We start from the raw sequence: 18,561 nt of genomic DNA, 5'->3' as shown, positions 1-18,561 counted from the left end.
TCCTTATGGATACACAGGTGTGTAACCGAGGCCAAGGGTTTCCTCCCATCCCATCATCAAATTAAGGTTCTGTATTGCCTGACCTGCCGCACCTTTTACAACGTTATCAATGACGGAGACTATGGTCACCCGCCCTGTACGAGCATCTGTCGCAAATCCGATATCACAATAATTAGAGCCGCTAACTTCTTTTGTCGCTGGAATCACACCTACATCGCGCACCCGCACATAAGGTCTGCCCGCATAATATTCACGATATAAATTCACAAAATCCTGCTCCGTATAATTGCCAGTCATTCCTGCATACATCGTACTCATAATACCTCGGCTCATAGGCACGAGATGTGTGGTGAACGTTACGGTTACCTTTTCTCCAGCAATCTCCGTGAGCGTCTGCTCGATTTCTGGTATATGTTGATGTTTATTTATTTTATAAGTTTTTAAGTTCTCGTTTATCTCTGCATAATGCACCATCAGGCTCGTTCCGCGTCCTGCTCCGGTAACCCCGGATTTGGCATCAATAATAATACTGTCATGTTTAATCCAGCCTGCCTGAATCGCAGGAATTAGTCCAAGAAGTGTAGCCGTAGGATAACAGCCTGGATTAGATATAAAATCAACCCCAGCCGCACGCTCTCCAAACACCTCGCAAAGTCCATATACAGCCTGCTCTAGATATTCATCAGCCGGAGCCGGATGTTTATACCAGTGCTCATACTCTGCGTCATCCTTCAAGCGGAAATCACCGGACAGATCGATAACTTTAAGTCCAGCCTCCAGCAGCTGCGGCACCAGCTTTGCACTTACACCAGACGGCGTAGCCGTAAAAACCACATCCGCCCGCTCAGCCATCTGCACCGGATCAACGCCATCCAGCTTTCGGTCAATAATGCCCGTCAAATGAGGAAACCCTTCCTCTATCGCATCCCCTGCACTAGATGAGGAAATTACCGAAGTAATCTCTACTTTAGGATGACTTTGTAGTAGCCGAATCAGCTCTACGCCTCCATAACCCGTTGATCCAACAATCGCCGCCCTCAGCTTGCCTTCCACTGTCATCCCCACTTCCTGCTTATCATGAATATATTATTTAATATAATGTATGCCGTCTTAGAAATATGTATTATTATACATCCCTATTAATATAAATACAACACATTATGTGAACTTTATTATCCCTAAATATAACCCTATTTACAAAAAAAGAGAAGCGTCACCTCCCCCCTTAGGAGAGATTACGCTTCTCTTTTAAACCCTTCGCCTAACACTTCATGTGCTTCGGTAATAATAACAAATGCACTTGTATCTACGGATTGGACAATCGCCTTCAGCCTTGATACTTCATTCTGACCTACTACTACCATCAGAACGGTACGTGCATCGCCAGTATACCCGCCATGTGCGTCCAGCTTTGTCAGACCACGATCCAGATCATTTAATATCGCCGCAGATATTTCATCTGTCTTGTCCGAGATAATATAAGCAACCTTCGTATAACGGAAGCCTACCTCTATTGCATTAATGGCCTTACCTGTAACAAACAATCCGATCAGCGCATACAGCGCCTGCTCCATGCCGAGTATAAATGCAGCCAGCACAATAACCGTCCCGTCCAGCAACACAACGGAAACCGAGAAGCTGAGACCAGATATCTTTTGAATGATTTGCGCCAAAATCGTAAGTCCACCTGTTGAGCCCCGTCCGCGGAACACAACGCCAAGTCCCACCCCCACACAGATACCGCCATAAATGGAGGCTAAAAGTGGATTGGTTGTCGGTGTAGGCAAATCTTTTGTCAACAAGATAAATAGCGGCAATACAAAGCTCCCGAGCAACGAGCGAACGCCGTATTGTTTACCCAGGAAGATTACTCCGAGCACAAACAGCGGGATATTAAGAGCCCATTGCGTAAATGCCGGTTCAGCCCCAAACCAAGCTTCAGCCAATACTGAAAGACCCGATACACCACCAGAAGCTATATGATTAGGCAGAAAAAAAAGATTAAACCCCAGTGCCGTGATTAGCGAACCGATCAGAATAAGCGTTGTATCCACCACATGACGGACGGGTCCATTCAGTGGAATCAGCGGGGGTTTATTACGAGAATTGATTTTTTGCATTTCATGGCGCTCCTTAAAGTGTCATCTTGCTCTACGTAAGAAGAAACGGGTATTCCATCCATATCAAAGAATGGTATCCGTTTCCCCTAAAAAATATAAAGATAAAGTATGGAGTAAGCTTATACTTTCCTATATTCCCGAAAAAATCCCTTAATCCGCCTCAACCTTGATCTGGCTACGCAAGTACCCATCAATGAATGCGTCCAGGTCTCCGTCCATTACTGCACCCACATTACCTGTTTCCACGGAAGTACGGTGATCCTTGACCATGTTATACGGATGGAATACATAGGAACGAATCTGACTGCCCCAAGCGATTTCCGATTGCTCGCCGCGAATCTCATCCAATTGCTGCTGCTGCTCTTGCAGCTTGCGCTCATAGAGCTTGGAACGCAGCATTTTCATGGCTTGTTCCCGGTTCTTGATCTGTGAACGTTCGTTCTGGCAGGTTACCACTACGCCCGACGGCAAGTGAGTAATCCGTACCGCAGAGTCCGTAGTATTGATATGCTGTCCACCGGCCCCACTCGCGCGATACGTATCGATCTTAAGATCCTCAGTCCGAATCTCAACTTCTACATCATCCGTAATTTCCGGAACAACATCACAGGATACAAAAGAAGTATGCCGTCTTCCTGAAGAGTCAAACGGGGATATCCGCACCAGTCGGTGTACACCCTTTTCGGCTTTCAAATATCCGTAGACGTTGAAACCCTTGATGAGCAGTGTGACACTCTTAATCCCTGCTTCATCACCCGGTAAATAATCAAGCACTTCAACCTTAAATCCACGTTTCTCAGCCCAACGTGTGTACATACGCAGCAACATCTGTCCCCAGTCTTGGGATTCTGTTCCACCTGCACCCGGATGAAGCTCAAGAATAGCATTTAACTTGTCGTACGGTTGGTTAAGCAGCAATTGCAGCTCGAATTCATCCACTTTACTGCCTAGGCTACGGATCGTCTCTCCGATTTCTGTTGCCAGATCCTCATCGCCCTCTTCATCCGCAAGCTCTGCCATCATAGCAGCATCATCGTATTCCTGTTGAAGCTTCTCGTATTGATCTACGGAAGATTTCACAGCGTTCATCTCAGCGATTACACTCTGCGCTTGCTCACTATTATCCCAGAATCCTGGAGCCGCCATTTTCTCTTCAAAGTTAGAAATCATCTCTTGCTTAAGATCTAAGTCAAAGAGACCCCCTAAGGTCAGTTAGTTTCTTGCCTATTTCACGCAGATCCTGCTTTACATTTGGTTCTATCATAGGTCACTTCACCTTTCAAAATTGGTTGTTACGGTCTTCGCTATTGGAAAGTTAGTAATGAGTGAATGTTCAGCCATTCCGAGAAGGATTGGACTTCCGATCGCTGTTATCCTCAGATTCCTTGATTAGATAACCGCACTTGCGGTTGGAATCTGAAGATAAAGGCGAGCGCTACGCTTCTCCAGTTCCAAACCTTCTCTCCATTCCTCATTCGCTCGAATACTAAATATCCAAAAAAGCGACTGGGCCGTAAACGGGGAAACCCCCGGGCCCAGCCGCTCTTTATGGTTAGTATACCCATAGAGATCAGGGTTAAAGACTTACATCTTCAACACCTGAATATGAGCGCTACTAAACGTTTGTCTTATGCGTTTTGACCGTGGCAATTCTTGTACTTCTTGCCGCTTCCGCAAGGGCAAAGATCATTACGGCCAGTCACAGCCTCAACATGAACCGGACGTTTCTCAACAGGTTCGCTGTTTGTAGAGATCTTGTCTTCATCAATAACGGATTGACGTTCCTGATTCGCCTCGATGTGAGCCTTCATAATATAAGTAGCTACTTCTTCTTGAATCGTAGCAGTCATAGTATTAAACATCTCAAAGCCTTCGAATTGATACTCGCGAAGTGGATCCGTACCACCGTAAGCACGCAAGTGAATCCCTTGACGCAATTGATCCATTGCATCAATATGATCCATCCATTTGCTATCTACGGAACGAAGTACGATTACCTTCTCGAATTCACGTACGAGTTCTGAACCCAGACGTTCTTCACGTGCAGCATATTTCTCAAGCACACGTTCGAAAATGAACTCGATGATTTCCTCTGCTTCCTTGCCCCAAAGAATATCACGGGTCAAAGCACCTTCTTCAAGAAGCTTACTGTTTACGTAATCAGCAACTTCTTGCAGTTCCCAGTTCTCAGGAATATCATCGCTACAGTGTGCTAGAACGATACGCTCAATTACAGGCTTGATCATTTCAAGCACGATATCTTTAATATTATCGGACTCCAGAATCTCACGGCGTTGTTTATAAATAATTTCACGCTGTTGATTCATCACGTCATCATATTGCAATACGACTTTACGGATATCAAAGTTATTGCCTTCAACACGTTTCTGAGCAGATTCTACAGCACGTGTGATCATGCGGCTCTCAATCGGCTGATCTTCCTCGAATCCGAGACGATCCATCATAGTCAGAACGTTGTCAGCGCCAAAACGCTTCATGAGCTCATCGCCAAGCGACAAGTAGAATTGTGTAGAACCAGGGTCACCTTGACGACCTGCACGACCGCGCAGCTGGTTATCAATCCGGCGCGATTCATGACGCTCTGTACCAATGATATGCAGACCTCCAAGATCTGTCACACCTTCACCCAGAACGATGTCCGTACCACGTCCAGCCATGTTGGTAGCAATCGTAACTGTACCTGGCTGACCTGCATGGGTAATGATTTCTGCTTCCGCAGCGTGATGCTTCGCGTTAAGCACTTGGTGTCTAACGCCTTTGCGCTTCAGCATTTCAGATACGAGCTCTGAATTCTCGATCGACACTGTACCAACCAGTACAGGCTGGTTCTTTTTGTGACGTTCTACGATTTCTTCCACGACAGCCTTGAACTTACCATTCTCACTCTTGTAGACCACATCTGGCATATCTACACGCTGATTTGGTTTGTTCGTAGGAACTTGAAGAACTTCAAGACCATAAATCTTCTTGAACTCCTCTTCCTCAGTCTTCGCTGTACCTGTCATACCACCGAGTTTACGATACATACGGAAGTAGTTCTGGAATGTGATTGTTGCAAGAGTCATACTCTCATTCTGTACTTCGATTTCTTCCTTTGCTTCAATCGCTTGGTGCAGCCCATCGCTATAGCGACGACCTGACATTAGACGTCCTGTAAATTCATCAACAATAACGACCTCACCCTCGTTTACAACGTAATCTACGTCACGACGCATAATTACATTTGCTTTTAGGGCTTGGACGATATGGTGATTCAAAGTTACATGACTGTGATCATACAAGTTCTCAATACCAAAAGCGCGCTCAGCAGTAGCCACACCTTTTTCAGTCAAGGCAACAGACTTCACCTTAATATCAACTGTGTAGTCTTCTTCAGCCTTAAGCTTTTTCACGAAACGGTCTGCTGAAAAATACAATTCTGTAGACTTCTCAGCTTGTCCGGAAATAATAAGAGGTGTACGTGCTTCATCAATAAGAATAGAGTCCACTTCATCAATAATACAGAAATACAGAGGGCGCTGAACCATTTGCTCTTTATAAAGCACCATGTTGTCACGCAAATAATCAAAACCAAATTCGTTGTTTGTGCCATACGTAATATCGCAGGCATAAGCAGCTTGTTTATCAGCATGGTCCATACCGCTTAGGTTAACCCCAACCGTCATGCCCAGGAAGTTATAGATTTGTGCCATTTGTGCGCTGTCGCGCTGAGCCAAATAGTCATTGACCGTTACTACGTGTACGCCTTTACCTAGCAAAGCATTCAAATACACTGGCAATGTACCTACTAGTGTCTTACCTTCACCAGTCTTCATCTCGGAGATCCGGCCTTCATGCAGAGCCATACCACCAATTAACTGCACATCAAAATGCCGCATACCAAGTGTCCGCTTGGAAGCTTCACGTACGGTTGCAAATGCCTCAGGAAGAATTTCTTCCAGAGTTTCGCCTTTTTCAATACGGGCACGGAATTCTGCTGTCTTAGCTTGTAACTGTTCATCAGATAGCTTTACAAATTCCGGTTCCAATCCATTAATTACATCGACTGTCTTCATGAGACGTTTAACGTCACGATCGTTGGTGTCTCCGAATATTTTCTTTACAAGTCCTAGCATGGTTAACCCCTTTCATGCAACACAGATGGTGGAACCGAGCCCATCCTCACAAAATTGAAAGGGCCATTTATAAATTCGATTCCGCTGCTTCATAAATTGTAACAGTTTGTAAGAGATGCCGCAATACAAGGTGTATCAGCCACATTTTTCAAATATAGTCGCTTATACGCACAAGAGCCCTATTCGCTGCAAGCGAATAGGGGCTCGGTTTAAATTTCTTAGGTTCTGACTAACTCTCGAGGCCCTTTATACTTAGAGCATAACTGGCATCATTGTATCTTAGCCCTGTTCAATCAGTCCATATTTACCATCATCACGTTTGTAAACTACGCTTACTTCCGAGGTGTCGATATTGGAAAACACAAAGAAATTATGTCCTACCATGTTCATTTGAAGAATCGCTTCTTCTACATCCATCGGTTTCATTGTAAAGCGTTTGTTCCGCACAACTTCTAAATCATCATAATCTTGTTCTTCTACAGCAACAGCGGTACTAGCTCCATCCACAAACAGCGTCTTCAGTCCCTCTTGACGGAACTTACGATTGATCTTCGTTTTGTGTTTGCGAATTTGACGTTCTAGCTTGTCCACAACGGCATCTATGGAAGCATACATGTCATCGCTGCGATCTTCCGCACGAAGCGTCACGCCAGCAAGCGGAATGGTTACTTCCACCGTATGAAGGCCGCGAACTACGCCAAGCGTCACAGACCCTTCAGAGGTAGGGGGTGCTTCGAAATACTTCTCAAGTTTGCTGAGCTTCTTATCAACATACTCTCTCAAAGCGTCGGTCACGTCAATTTGTTGACCTCGAATGGTGAATTGCATGGCCACTCCTCCTTTAGTTACACCTTCATTATACCAAATTGTTAAGCCTAAGTAAAAAGTAATTCCTTACAGCCCTTACAATTAGATAACAAATATTGTCGTAGTGTTCACAAATAAAACAAGTCCGGTAAGAGCAACTATTCGCCTCACCGGACCAAGAGTAAACCTGACGTTATTATAGTACGAATTCCATTCTTATATTCCCAAACTGAGACAGTATAAGATTAAGTTACTTGGTATGAATTTGAATGATTTCTACAGGTGACAAATGTGTACCTGTTCCTGTAATAACGTATACCTTATAGGCAGTATTAGCTGTCAATCCAGTCAAAGTATGCGTATGTTTTACACCAGGAGCGAACGTAAGCGTGTCCGTCCATGGTGCAGTCAATGCTGTACCAGCACTATTCTGCCCTAAAGAAATTTGTGCTGCGCTAGGTGCTTTTTCATTTGCCGGCAATACTACATATCTTACCGGTGTTGGAGTGCCACCTGTCGCACCATATTTAACATATACATCTGCTGTAACAGTACCTACTTGTCCTGGTTCAAAAAGCGTAATCGAGTTTGCAGTTGCCTGAGCAGTAGTTAAACGAACGGTTGTTACATCAGAAAGATTACCTGAAGCATCAGCTACCGCAATATAAGTCGCATACTCCGTACCAGGATTCAATCCGTAAACCGAGAATGTAACCTTTGTCTTAGCTACAGTAGCAGCGCTACCATGATACACGCCTGCAGTTCCGTCACTAAGTTGTCCTTTTTCTACTTGCAGGGCACTTGGTACACTTACATTAGTAGTATAAGGAGCTACAACATAGTACACAGCACCCGTTACGGATGGAGTTAGGTACACATCAGCTGTTACCGAACCAACGTTACCATAGGTAGCCCCAGATACGGTTGGTTTTGTTTCATTTCCTCCACCGTTATCGCCGCCAGATCCACCACCACTTCCTCCACCAGTACTACCACCTGGAGTAGCTGTTGGCGTTGGCGTAGCGGTTGGTGTCGGAGTAGCCGTTGGCGGTGGGGTAGGAATTACTCCACCACCTGTGCCACTACCTGGGTAATAGATCACTGAAGTATTGATAATACCAACAGCCTCTGCACGTGTTAACGATCTCTTAGGACCGAAGGTTCCGTCCGGATAACCGTTAATGATCTTCTTATCCGCTGCAGCGGCTACTGCACCTTTTGCCCATGCTGCAATTTGTGCATTGTCTTTAAATTTGCTAGTAGTGGTATTAGTGCTCAATTTAAGTAATTTCGCAGCCATTACAGCTGCCTCTTGTCTTGTGAGCGGACTATTAGGACGGAACGTATTGTCCTCGTATCCTCCGATATAGCCAGCTTCCACGGCTTTAGCCACTTCACTGTAGTTCCAGTTTGTGCTTTTCATATCTTTAAAGCTTACAGTTGCTTTTTCTTTAAAACCGAACAGGCGATTTACCAGAGTCACATACTCTCCACGTGTAATTGCCTTGTTTGGTTTAACTGTACCGTCTGGGTATCCTCCAAGGTATCCACTATCTAACCATTCCTGTAGCTGAGCTTGGGCCCAGTGACCTTGAATATCCTTAGGTACGGAGGCGGCAGATACGCTGCCAAGAGATCCTAATAACATACTAACTCCTAAAACTCCGGTCATGAGACCGCGCAACTTCTTTTTCATCCTGCTAATCATCCTCCTAAAAGTTTTGATAGCGTAGGCTATATGAATCTCTTCTTGGAAGTATTGGCCTAGGCTAACATAGTGTGCGTCGAGGTAAGATAAACAGCTCAACGTAAAGCTATTACCCACATTTCGAAGAGTTCTAACATTTTCCATATTATAAATTTACAAAGTACGCTATTTTCTTTCTATTAACAGCCTTGATAGAGGCTTATGAGAGCACAAAATATCCCCACAAAGTGGAGCTTTACTTTGATGCATACTCAGGTACTTTGCGGGGGACCCAAGCACACAAAAAAAGGACCTCGGGAGAATTCCCAAGATCCTTGCTAGCGCTGTCTAAATTGCTAACCATCTACTTATATGTAGGTCGGCTTAGCCGTATGATTATAATTTGATTACGTTAGCTGCTTGTGGTCCGCGTGCACCTTCAACGATATCGAACTCTACGGATTGGCCTTCATCCAAAGTCTTGAAACCATCTGTTTGAATCGCGGAAAAGTGTACGAATACGTCGCCACCGTCTGCAGTCTCGATAAAACCATAACCTTTTTCTGCGTTAAACCATTTTACTTTACCTTCCATTGATTAAACATTCCCTTCGTCATCAGATGAACGTGAGTCTTGCTCACAAATCGACTATACCACCGTAACTTCTTCATTGTCAATTGGAAAAGTAAATGTTTACATGCAATAATTTACCACGTAAAATAGGACGTTTAATTTACCATAATTAAGAAAATAGTTTTGGTGTAAGGATAAAAAAAGAGCAGACGGTATTTAATACCCGTCCACTCCTATAGTGAAACACCGAAATAAATTATTTTCTGCGATCCATTAGAAAACTATCTGGGGTGTAAGCGGCCTCGTAGGCGCTACGTTGTACCTTGGACTGATTGCGCTTCTGCAGCCAGTCTTGGGCTTCCAACCGGAGGGCGTTCATTCTGTCTAAGATCACATTGTCAAACTCCAAAATTCGATTAATTTCTTGTTTTTGTGCGGGCGTCGACTTACAAATTTCGGCTTGTTCTGCAATAGAATCGACAAGCTCCTGACGATCCTCGACAAAAAGCTCTAACTCCTCATAGGTAGTCTCATCGAGTCTGTCCGTAATGCCTAAGGTCAGTTCTCTCAGGCTCTGAATTAACTCATCCATGAGCACTTTCAGCCTGTCCCTGGCCCGCAGCGATTTTGGATGCTTGTAGCCAAGTTTCCCGAAGTTCTGTAAGGTAGCCAATGGCCTCTTCCGCTTTTTCTGGGCTTTTGCGGATATTAGCTTCAACTAACAAGAAGTTTGTATATTCATAAAGTGAGAACAAGTTCTTTGAAACTTCATAAGTATGATCCAATGTAGACATCAGCTCACTGATAATCGTCTGAGCCTTTCCAAAATTAAGACTAGTCTTCTCATAATCCTGTTTGCTTAGTCCGTCCATTGCTGTTCTCGCGAAACGAATGGCTCCATCGTACAACATAATTACCAACTGCGCAGGAGTTGATGTTTGAACAGACGACTGACGGTATTTATCATATGGAGAAGTCATCATGTAATGTCACCTCTATCGGTTAATTTGCCATATAACTAGATAATGCAGAGGACTGAGAGTTATATTTATTCATAGCAGTTTCCATCGCCGTAAACTGTTTGTAGTAGTTTGTCTCCAGAGTAGTGAGACGAGTCTGAAGTGTTTTAATCCTAGTATTATAATCTGTCAATCGCTTGCCCATCAAGCTATCTGACTTAAAGGCAATGGTTAAATCTGATGAGAACTTTGATGTCCCTACCTTAGTAACAAATTTATCCAAAGTATTACCCACGGTAGTAGTTAATTTATCGAATAAGCCATCCGAGCCTGTTCCACCTTGAAACAAAGTCATAATCTTTTGAGGGTTATCAGTTATGGCTTGTTTTAATTTTGCTTCATCAATATATAATTTCCCATTTTCATAATATTGACCTGCAGTTATGCCTATTGAACTAAGTTCACCCATCCTATTAGATAATTCAAATCGCATAGAAGCGATAGTGGATTTCAGAATTTCATCATTCCTCAGCAACCCACTTTTTGCCTTTTTCTCCCATAGTTCAATATCACTATCCGTCATTTCCTTCTTTTGCTCATCAGAAAGAGGTGTAAAATCCTTATATTTCTCTTCATCAACTTTACTGTTTAACACTTTTAACAGTTCATTATAATCCTTCACAAAGCTTGTAATAGTATCCAAAGCCTTCGCCGAGTCTGTTTGTGTGTTAATTGTAGTTGGTGAACCATCTGTTTTAGACAATAACGTTAAACTTACACCATTTATTTTGAAATTGTTACTATCAAAACTCATTGGTGTACCATTTACAGTAATCTTTGCCTTTTCAGGAGGAATTGTTACCTTGAAATCAGGCTCACTTGATCCAAATAAGACCAATAAACTATTTGTACCTGTGAGATCAACCTTACCTTCATCCCCATAGGTTTTTGAAGCTATGGATAACTTACCTGTAACCTCATCATATTTAGCCGTTACATTAGCTTTACTATCTGAGTTTATTTTCGCAATTACCCCTGATATACTCAAATCCTTATCAAAATTAATGCTACTACCATTGATAACAATATTATATGTTTGTGTTGTAGAGGCAGAATCCGCAATCGCAGATAGCTTAGTTGCAGACGAAGGTATAATTCCATCTTTTTTCGGAACTACTGTCTCCCAAGACCTCGGTTTGGCTAATTCAGTTATCTCCATTTTCATAGGTATACCGTTAGCATCAGCTGTTGCTTCAGCCTTCAACGCTGTCGTATTCCCAGTTACAACTGCAGTCTGGGTATTTAATGCCGTAGACTTGTCATAATTCTTTAACTTAGAATTTTGAAAATCTACAAGCTTACTATTGATCTCACGATAGTTGTCCCGTTGCCATTGAAGTATCTGCTTTTGTTGATTTAATTTATCTAATGGTACACGCTTAGCAGTTATCATCTGCTTTACGAGAGTGTCCACATCTAGACCAGAAACCATCCCACTGATCCGAGTCACCATTGTATCATCTCCTACCTATATTTTTTCGTCAATCATAATACCGGCAATTTCAATCATGTTTGCCACGAGGTCTAGTGTCTTCTCAGGAGGGATTTCTCTAATTAACTCCCCTGTTTCCTTATTGAGTACCTTTACCATAATAGCTTTGGTCTCTTTATGTACGCTAACTTCAAATGTAGTCGTAGGCCCCTGTAGGGCTTTTAGTGCCCGATCTAGTGCTTTAACAACCTGTTCCTCTCCCATAGATACCGCTATACCTTCTCGTTCCAACTTCTTTAATTCAACATTACTGCGTAGTTGTCCTAACTTGATAGTTTCTTCTTTTTGTTCATTCATAGGAGTAACAGATGGTGCCCCCCCCGTTTCCATCAATTTTTTAGTATAACTTACAGAATTCGAAAGACGAACATCCATACTGGAACCCCCCACGTTAACTTTTCATTTATATTATATCTATCGGTTTTTCTATACATTTGATTAATACGAGAGGTAAAATTATCCTTAGACATACTACAGTGAAGAACGGAACAATGTCCGAACCTTATCATTAAGTAAGCAAATACAATGTCGACTAAAAAACAAACAAAAAAATACATACCAACCTATAGTATCCTCTCGTAAAGTAATCACTTTGTTGGTATCTAGAAGTACAGTTATCATTAGAATTTAAACCTGTGAAGAGAAGTAGTAGATAAGCAGTTCCTTACACTTAAAAGTATTTTCTCAATTAATTGAAATACATTACTGGGTCTGATCCTCCATAAGAGTGTCCACCATATTCTGACTAGCATCCTCTACTTTCGTTCGAAACTTGACTAAATAACCTTACAGTGAGTTATTATCTTATTGATTGCAGCTTCGTCAATTGTCATGCAATTAAAGAATACAAGATGCCACTGTTCTCCGCATCTACCACATACATTCAATACATCTCAAGATCGCCTAATTAGACCCACCCACATACTCCCGCCAACAAAAATCCCTCATTATGCTATCCCTAATCCCAAATAGACTCCTTTCTAGGGTTGAAATCCGCTATTGCCTCATCATCCTTTTGTCAGAAACAAAAATAAGGCTTCACCGAGAGAAGCCCTAAATGTTAACTAACAAAATACGTCTTTTCGATAAGTATGATTTATGATTTCAATTTCCTTTAGTTCTGCTAAAAAAAGAGACCCTAGATAGTCTAGGATCTCCTTATAACTCTTTAAGATTAACGAAGCAATTGAAGTACACCTTGTGGTTGTTGGTTAGCTTGAGCCAACATAGCTTGTGCAGCTTGTGCAAGGATGTTGTTCTTCGTTTGGTTCATCATTTCTTTAGCCATATCCACATCGCGAACACGGGATTCAGCTGCAGTCAGGTTCTCAGAAGAAGCACCCAAGTTGTTAATCGTGTGTTCCAAACGGTTTTGGAAAGCACCCAGTTTAGAACGCTCACCAGAAACTTGTTTCATAGCTTCGTCTAAAACTTTAAGAGCATCGTTTGAACCTGACTGTGTTAATAGGCTTACGTCTTTTACCAAACTATTATTTGCTTTATCACCAAGTGTATTAGAACTAACTTCATTAACATCAATTGTCATACTTTGGTCTTTATTCGCACCGATTTGAAGCGTTGCTCCGCCGCCAGCAACCGTAATGGTTGCAGCATCATTAGCTACACCTTTAGCAACAAATTCAGCCCCGTGGAAACCAACTGATTGACCTATTCCTTTTACCTGCTCAGAGGCTCCGTTTGGACCAACTACTGTAGCAACTGCATCTACACCAGCTGTAATAGCTTGACCAAATTCAGCTGCATCAGCCCCACCTAAAGCGATCTTTGATGTAGAGCCGAATTGCGATTGATCAAGTTTAACAACACCGGAAGCACCAGCAGTTGCTGAAACTCCAGTAACATCTTTGTATTCATTAATCTTAGCAACAATATCAGCTTGCGTTGCAGTTTTCATTCCTGAAAAATCGATTTTAGTTCCATTAATAACTAGCTCTTTTGCTGAAACATCAGTAGGGTTAGTAAAGTCTTCAGTACCAGCTGCTGCACTTGCTTTTGTCGCTGCTGTATTGATAGTGACAGTATAATCACCTTTTGCTAAACCCGTAGCAGATGTAATGTCTACTTTAGTTTTGTCAGTGGTAGTTCCTGTAACCCCTAGGCTACCATTCAAAAGTTTTTGTGTGTTGAACTCCGTTGTATTAGAAATACGATTAATTTCAGATTTCAACTGTTCAACTTCTTTTTGAATTTCTTTTCTGTCATCTAGTGTGTTTGTATCGTTACCAGATTGTACTGCAAGTTCACGCATACGTTGAAGAATGCTGTGAGTTTCGTTCAAAGCACCTTCAGCTGTTTGAATCAAAGAGATACCGTCTTGCGAGTTACGGGATGCTTGATCCAAACCGCGAATTTGACCGCGCATTTTTTCGGAGATAGCCAGACCTGCTGCGTCGTCACCGGCACGGTTGATGCGAAGACCTGAAGACAATTTTTCGATGTTTTTGCTAGTTGCTGCAGTGTTTGCACCCAATTGACGGTGAGTGTTCAAAGCTGCGATATTATGGTTAATAATCATTTGATATTTCCTCCCTGAAATTAAGTTAGTTCCACATCCATGTGGTAAACGCCAATCCATTAAGGTCGGCCGCCCTGCCGGATCAGCGTCTAATACATATATCGACGGCAAGCACCCAACTGTTTAGAGCAATTCGAAGTTTTTTTAAAATTTCTTGGGTAAATTCTCCAAAATAAAATAAAAAACCCGAGTCTGCGTTCAAACAGTCCCAGGTTCTGGATTTGATGCGTGCTATATGTCAATCATTCATTCTTATTTACATCACGAAGCCGATGGATCAATGCATTCAGATCAGTCTGCTGTGGAGCAACAGACTCACGATTGGCCTCCTGAATTGAAAGGTAAACCTCTTTACGAAAAATATCAACATGCTTAGGTGCAGTGATACCAACCTTTACCGTGTCGCCATCCACGCTTAAGATCGTCAGTTCTATCTGATCTTGGATGACGATGGACTCTCCTTTTTTGCGAGAAAGAACGAGCATATCATCCACCATCCTTTCCATCGATGACTGACTGTTCCTGCAGTAAGGAATGCTTCGTGTGATAAGGTGCTTTATGAAGAACGATCTGTTTAGCTAAACGAGCTGTAGGATTCAATACAATAGGAGCTAGAAGATTAATCGTCGAATGTTCAGTTTGTTCCTTCAGCGTGATAACACAACGAACGACAATCCCATCTTTTATGCTTAATTCTTCAGCTTCATCATCCGGTAACTCAAACTCATAGGACGGATAAAAAACAAATGGATCTCCTAGCAGAAAGGATAACCCCATGCTTCTAACAGATTGTAGATACCAAAAAGGTGTCTGCTCCATCGCGATCAAAGCAAAGTTGGTCTCTTCATCAAAGCCAGGTAGTCCTTTGGGAAAATGATATATTTGCTCTTCATACACGTCCAGTTTTCCCCAAGATAGTGTTTCTATAATCAAGTTGTCCACTCCTCAAAAATTTTGCTATGCAAAACTAGCTTCTTACGAAATTCTATTACATTATATAGCACAAAAGCTATAGAGGTGCTTTCTGGCACATCTATAGCTTATGAAGCTACAATTGAACATTCAATTCTGGTGGAATAAACTGAACAGAAGCGTATTGCTGCATATATATATTTAACTTGCCCCGGGTATACTCAATTTCAGGATTACGCCGATCAACCCGAATATCAACTTTTGAGGCTCTAAATTCGATTTGTGGGGCTCTCGTCTCAAAGTGAATCTCCACATTAGCATACGATGCTGGACCACGTGTCTCCGGAAAGCTTTGTGGTTCAGTGTCTGATCCGTATACTTCTGCAATCGTATTGCCAGGTTTAAAAAACTGAGCCATCCGATTCCCTTGCTCAACCTTTCGGGCAATTCCCTGAAGGTATAACTGTTGAATGCCAGAATAAATCCGTTTGTTCATATCCAGCATCTTTCCACCGTTATAAGCCTCCCAAGCACGGGCCTGATCTATTGTCAGCTCAGGCCTAGTGGATTGAACTGTTAGTTCACAAGGAGTGGTTGTTACACTAATCTCAGCCTTAGGCTGACTGATCGAATAAGAGCCCGGGTCAGCATCAATACCCATTAGAGCAGGCGTCTGACGAATTTGCAATATCGGCTGCAGCAAAGAGAACCACCTCCGTTATCTGATAAAGTCTACGAGAGTTGTGGAAATAATCTTTGCACCCACAGACAAGGAGGCATTATAGATATTCTCTTGAATCTTAGAGTTCATAATCAAACCCTCATAGTCGGCATCTTCAGTCTTAGCCTGTAAATCCGTTAAGTTAATATTCAAATCACTAAGCCGATCCTGCATTAATTCCACACGGTTGGTTTTGGCCCCTATTTCAGAGCGCGCCGTCAGAATTTTTTCCATCCTTGTATCAATTAAACCAAGTTGTGCCGATATTCCTTTGGAATCACCGGATTTCAAGGCAACTGATAATTGATTAATGATTGCAAACAAATTGTCTGCATCCCCAGTATTACCGAATACGTCATTACCTGTCGTACTAATAGGCATACGCACATCTTCACCTACGATAAACTGAATCTGCCCAGTATCCGTAGTAATCGGCTTAGATACATCGTATGTACCATCCGCACCTTTAGCAAAATCATAAGGCTTCGTATTGTATTGCTCACCATTAAAAATATACTTTCCGTTCAGTGTACTATTAGAAATATCCACAAGTTGGTCTTTTAACTGCATCACTTCGGCATTAATACTGTCCAGTGCTGATTGTGGATTAGTCCCTGTCGCAGCTTGTACGGACAATTCACGAATCTTTTGTACAACATCCCCCGCTTGACCTAGGACGGTATCATTATAATCTAGCCAAGAAAGAGCGCTATCTACATTCTTGGTATATTGCTCGTTAGATGAAAGTTCCGCACGATATCGCAGGGAATACGTAATCCCTACCGGATCATCGGAAGGCTTGTTGATTTTTTGTCCGCTTGCAAGCTGTAATTGTGTGTCGTTCATCGTACGTGCGTTACGGTTTAGGTTAAGCAGAAGCTGTGAATTCATCATGTTAGAGGTTACTCTCAACATACGCTATATCTCCTTTTATCTGCCGACTGTGCCGGTGGAATTAATTAATTTGTCGAGCAGTTCATCAAAAGTAGTCATAAAACGCGCAGCGGCACTATAAGCGTGCTGAAACACGAGCATATTCGACATTTCTTCATCTAGCGATACTCCGCTAACAGATTGACGACGGGAGTTAACCTGCTCTACCAGATAATCTGAGTTATCAGTCTGACGTGCAGCCTCTTGTGATTGAATACCTAGCTGACCCACCATGGAGCCAAGAAGTCCACCAACAGTGTTGCTAATGCTACCGTCCGGCGTAGTGAATTTACTATCCTTCAGATTTGTCAGCAAGAGCGCCAATGTGTTATTTCCTTTAACGACCTGCGTGTTGCCAGTTGCATCTACAGTAGTACGTAGTGAGGTTGCGAATAAACTAACATCTGCAGCAATTTCCGGATTTAACTTGATCGTTCCAGCCTCGCCAGAGGTTACAAAGAAATCACGACCAGAGCTTCCATCCATCGCATAACCTAACTTGTGAAGTCCGTTCAAGCCTTTGACAATGGTTTTAGCGTCCTCATACATCGTTGCTCCCTTAGGCATTGCCTGACCAGCGGCCAAAGTAACTACGGTTCCATCCGCTTGCTTAATCTTGGTATCATTAGTCAACACCGTACCTTCAGGAAGATTGGAACCTGCCGGTATTGTAATCTCAACGTCACCAGTAGCAATCGTACTAGCCATATCGTTGAGTTGTTTCTTGTAGTCGGTAACATAAGTATTTTTGGAGAAAATCATTCCGTAAGCCTCGCCGCCCTTCAAAGTTCCAGCGGCATAAGCATTATTAAGAAATGCACTATCTACGTTTGCAGTAACTTCCCCACCCTCTACCAGTGGCTGTCCACCCAGAGAAACGTTATAACCAGCTTCCGTTTCCACAACGCTAATATTAGCAATTTTGGATAGTTTGTCCGCCATAAGATCGCGTTGATCGCGTAAATCATTCGCCTGATCACCCATACCCTCAATCTTATAAATCGATTTATTCAGATCTGCGATAGCGGTCAGGTAACCCTGAGCCTCTTTTGCTTTAACCTCAATATTAGTAGTTAGATCCCGATCAAGATTATCTAATTGTGTGCTCATATAATTCATGGCATCGGTCAAAGATTGTGCAGTTTGCACTACAATCTTACGAGCAGTAGGATCCTCAGGGTTCTTACTAAGGTCAGACCATGATTTCCAGAAGTTATCTAGCACTGTACGAATACCTGTATCCGATGGTTCATTAACAATCGCTTCTAGTTTAGAGAGGGTATCTGCTTGAAGCTTCCAGTTTCCAAATGCAGAATTCTCACCACGGTACTGATCATCCAGAAACATTTCCCGAATCCGATCGATAGATGAGAATTCCACCCCTGTACCCATTTGACCAGGAACGGTAGATTTATTAAATCCGTACGCTTCAATAGGTAAAGCAGCTTTCATATTTACACGTTGACGAGTATAACCCTCGGTATTCGCATTTGCGATATTGTGTCCAGTCGTATTAAGAGCTGCGGTCTGAGTAAAAAGGCTGCGTCTCGCCGTCTCTATCGAGTGAAATGTGGATGTCATGCTGCTTACTCCTCCTTATGTTCTGCTCTGACAGAACACTTCAT

Annotated in this window: 17 protein-coding genes; all 17 read right to left on the bottom strand. The window is 42.6% G+C overall.

The annotated features are described in order from the left end of the window. Positions 1–3: 3 nt before the first annotated feature. A complete protein-coding gene (gene argC / locus MKY52_RS11375) occupies positions 4–1,059 on the bottom strand; it encodes an N-acetyl-gamma-glutamyl-phosphate reductase (protein ID WP_445670991.1) in 1,056 nt (351 codons plus the stop codon). 176 nt (positions 1,060–1,235) lie between these two features. Continuing rightward, a complete protein-coding gene (locus tag MKY52_RS11370) occupies positions 1,236–2,120 on the bottom strand; it encodes a YitT family protein (protein ID WP_042131326.1) in 885 nt (294 codons plus the stop codon). A gap of 150 nt (positions 2,121–2,270) precedes the next feature. Continuing rightward, a protein-coding gene (prfB, locus tag MKY52_RS11365; RefSeq protein WP_143759238.1) for a peptide chain release factor 2 occupies positions 2,271–3,384 on the bottom strand; the annotation gives its coding sequence in 2 pieces (ribosomal slippage) (positions 2,271–3,311 and positions 3,313–3,384; 1,113 coding nt in all). A 364-nt stretch (positions 3,385–3,748) separates the two neighbouring features. Then, positions 3,749–6,256 carry a preprotein translocase subunit SecA gene (gene secA, locus MKY52_RS11360; RefSeq protein WP_076297896.1) on the bottom strand — a complete coding sequence of 836 codons (2,508 nt, stop codon included), beginning with the start codon at positions 6,254–6,256 and terminating at the stop codon, positions 3,749–3,751. Between the two features lie 279 nt (positions 6,257–6,535). Next, positions 6,536–7,084, bottom strand: a complete 549-nt coding sequence (gene hpf / locus MKY52_RS11355; protein ID WP_042131328.1) for a ribosome hibernation-promoting factor, HPF/YfiA family — start codon at positions 7,082–7,084, stop codon at positions 6,536–6,538. A gap of 229 nt (positions 7,085–7,313) precedes the next feature. Further along, entirely contained in the window at positions 7,314–8,759 is a 1,446-nt protein-coding gene (locus tag MKY52_RS11350; protein WP_341051420.1) for an S-layer homology domain-containing protein, read from the bottom strand. Between the two features lie 387 nt (positions 8,760–9,146). After that, entirely contained in the window at positions 9,147–9,344 is a 198-nt protein-coding gene (locus MKY52_RS11345; RefSeq protein WP_019915069.1) for a cold shock domain-containing protein, read from the bottom strand. A 235-nt stretch (positions 9,345–9,579) separates the two neighbouring features. Then, positions 9,580–9,915: a hypothetical protein gene (locus MKY52_RS11340; protein ID WP_341051419.1), complete on the bottom strand. Its 336-nt coding sequence runs from the start codon at positions 9,913–9,915 to the stop codon at positions 9,580–9,582. Then, positions 9,908–10,306: a flagellar export chaperone FliS gene (gene fliS, locus MKY52_RS11335; RefSeq protein WP_341051418.1), complete on the bottom strand. Its 399-nt coding sequence runs from the start codon at positions 10,304–10,306 to the stop codon at positions 9,908–9,910. The genes MKY52_RS11340 and fliS overlap by 8 nt, the downstream gene beginning before the upstream one ends. Positions 10,307–10,325: 19 nt before the next feature. Beyond that, positions 10,326–11,795 (bottom strand): flagellar filament capping protein FliD, encoded by a 1,470-nt coding sequence (gene fliD, locus MKY52_RS11330; RefSeq protein ID WP_341051417.1) that lies wholly within the window; start codon positions 11,793–11,795, stop codon positions 10,326–10,328. A 15-nt stretch (positions 11,796–11,810) separates the two neighbouring features. Further along, a complete protein-coding gene (locus tag MKY52_RS11325) occupies positions 11,811–12,209 on the bottom strand; it encodes a flagellar protein FlaG (RefSeq protein ID WP_341051415.1) in 399 nt (132 codons plus the stop codon). A gap of 799 nt (positions 12,210–13,008) precedes the next feature. Beyond that, complete coding sequence (locus MKY52_RS11320; protein ID WP_341053397.1) at positions 13,009–14,370, bottom strand: flagellin N-terminal helical domain-containing protein; 1,362 nt, start codon at positions 14,368–14,370, stop codon at positions 13,009–13,011. Positions 14,371–14,612: 242 nt separating this feature from the next. After that, positions 14,613–14,855 (bottom strand): carbon storage regulator CsrA, encoded by a 243-nt coding sequence (gene csrA, locus MKY52_RS11315; RefSeq protein ID WP_341051414.1) that lies wholly within the window; start codon positions 14,853–14,855, stop codon positions 14,613–14,615. 1 nt (position 14,856) lies between these two features. Continuing rightward, positions 14,857–15,312 (bottom strand): flagellar assembly protein FliW, encoded by a 456-nt coding sequence (gene fliW, locus MKY52_RS11310; protein WP_341051413.1) that lies wholly within the window; start codon positions 15,310–15,312, stop codon positions 14,857–14,859. Between the two features lie 106 nt (positions 15,313–15,418). Beyond that, a complete protein-coding gene (locus tag MKY52_RS11305) occupies positions 15,419–15,985 on the bottom strand; it encodes a DUF6470 family protein (RefSeq protein WP_341051412.1) in 567 nt (188 codons plus the stop codon). Between the two features lie 15 nt (positions 15,986–16,000). After that, positions 16,001–16,918: a flagellar hook-associated protein FlgL gene (flgL, locus tag MKY52_RS11300; RefSeq protein WP_341051410.1), complete on the bottom strand. Its 918-nt coding sequence runs from the start codon at positions 16,916–16,918 to the stop codon at positions 16,001–16,003. A gap of 15 nt (positions 16,919–16,933) precedes the next feature. Next, positions 16,934–18,517, bottom strand: a complete 1,584-nt coding sequence (flgK, locus tag MKY52_RS11295) for a flagellar hook-associated protein FlgK (RefSeq protein WP_341051408.1) — start codon at positions 18,515–18,517, stop codon at positions 16,934–16,936. Positions 18,518–18,561: the final 44 nt, after the last annotated feature.

The sequence above is a fragment of the Paenibacillus sp. FSL P4-0184 genome, from assembly GCF_038004625.1.
Lineage (GTDB): Bacteria > Bacillota > Bacilli > Paenibacillales > Paenibacillaceae > Paenibacillus_AQ.
Note: the sequence above shows the minus strand (reverse complement) of the source record. Positions and strands in the feature narration are given on the sequence as shown.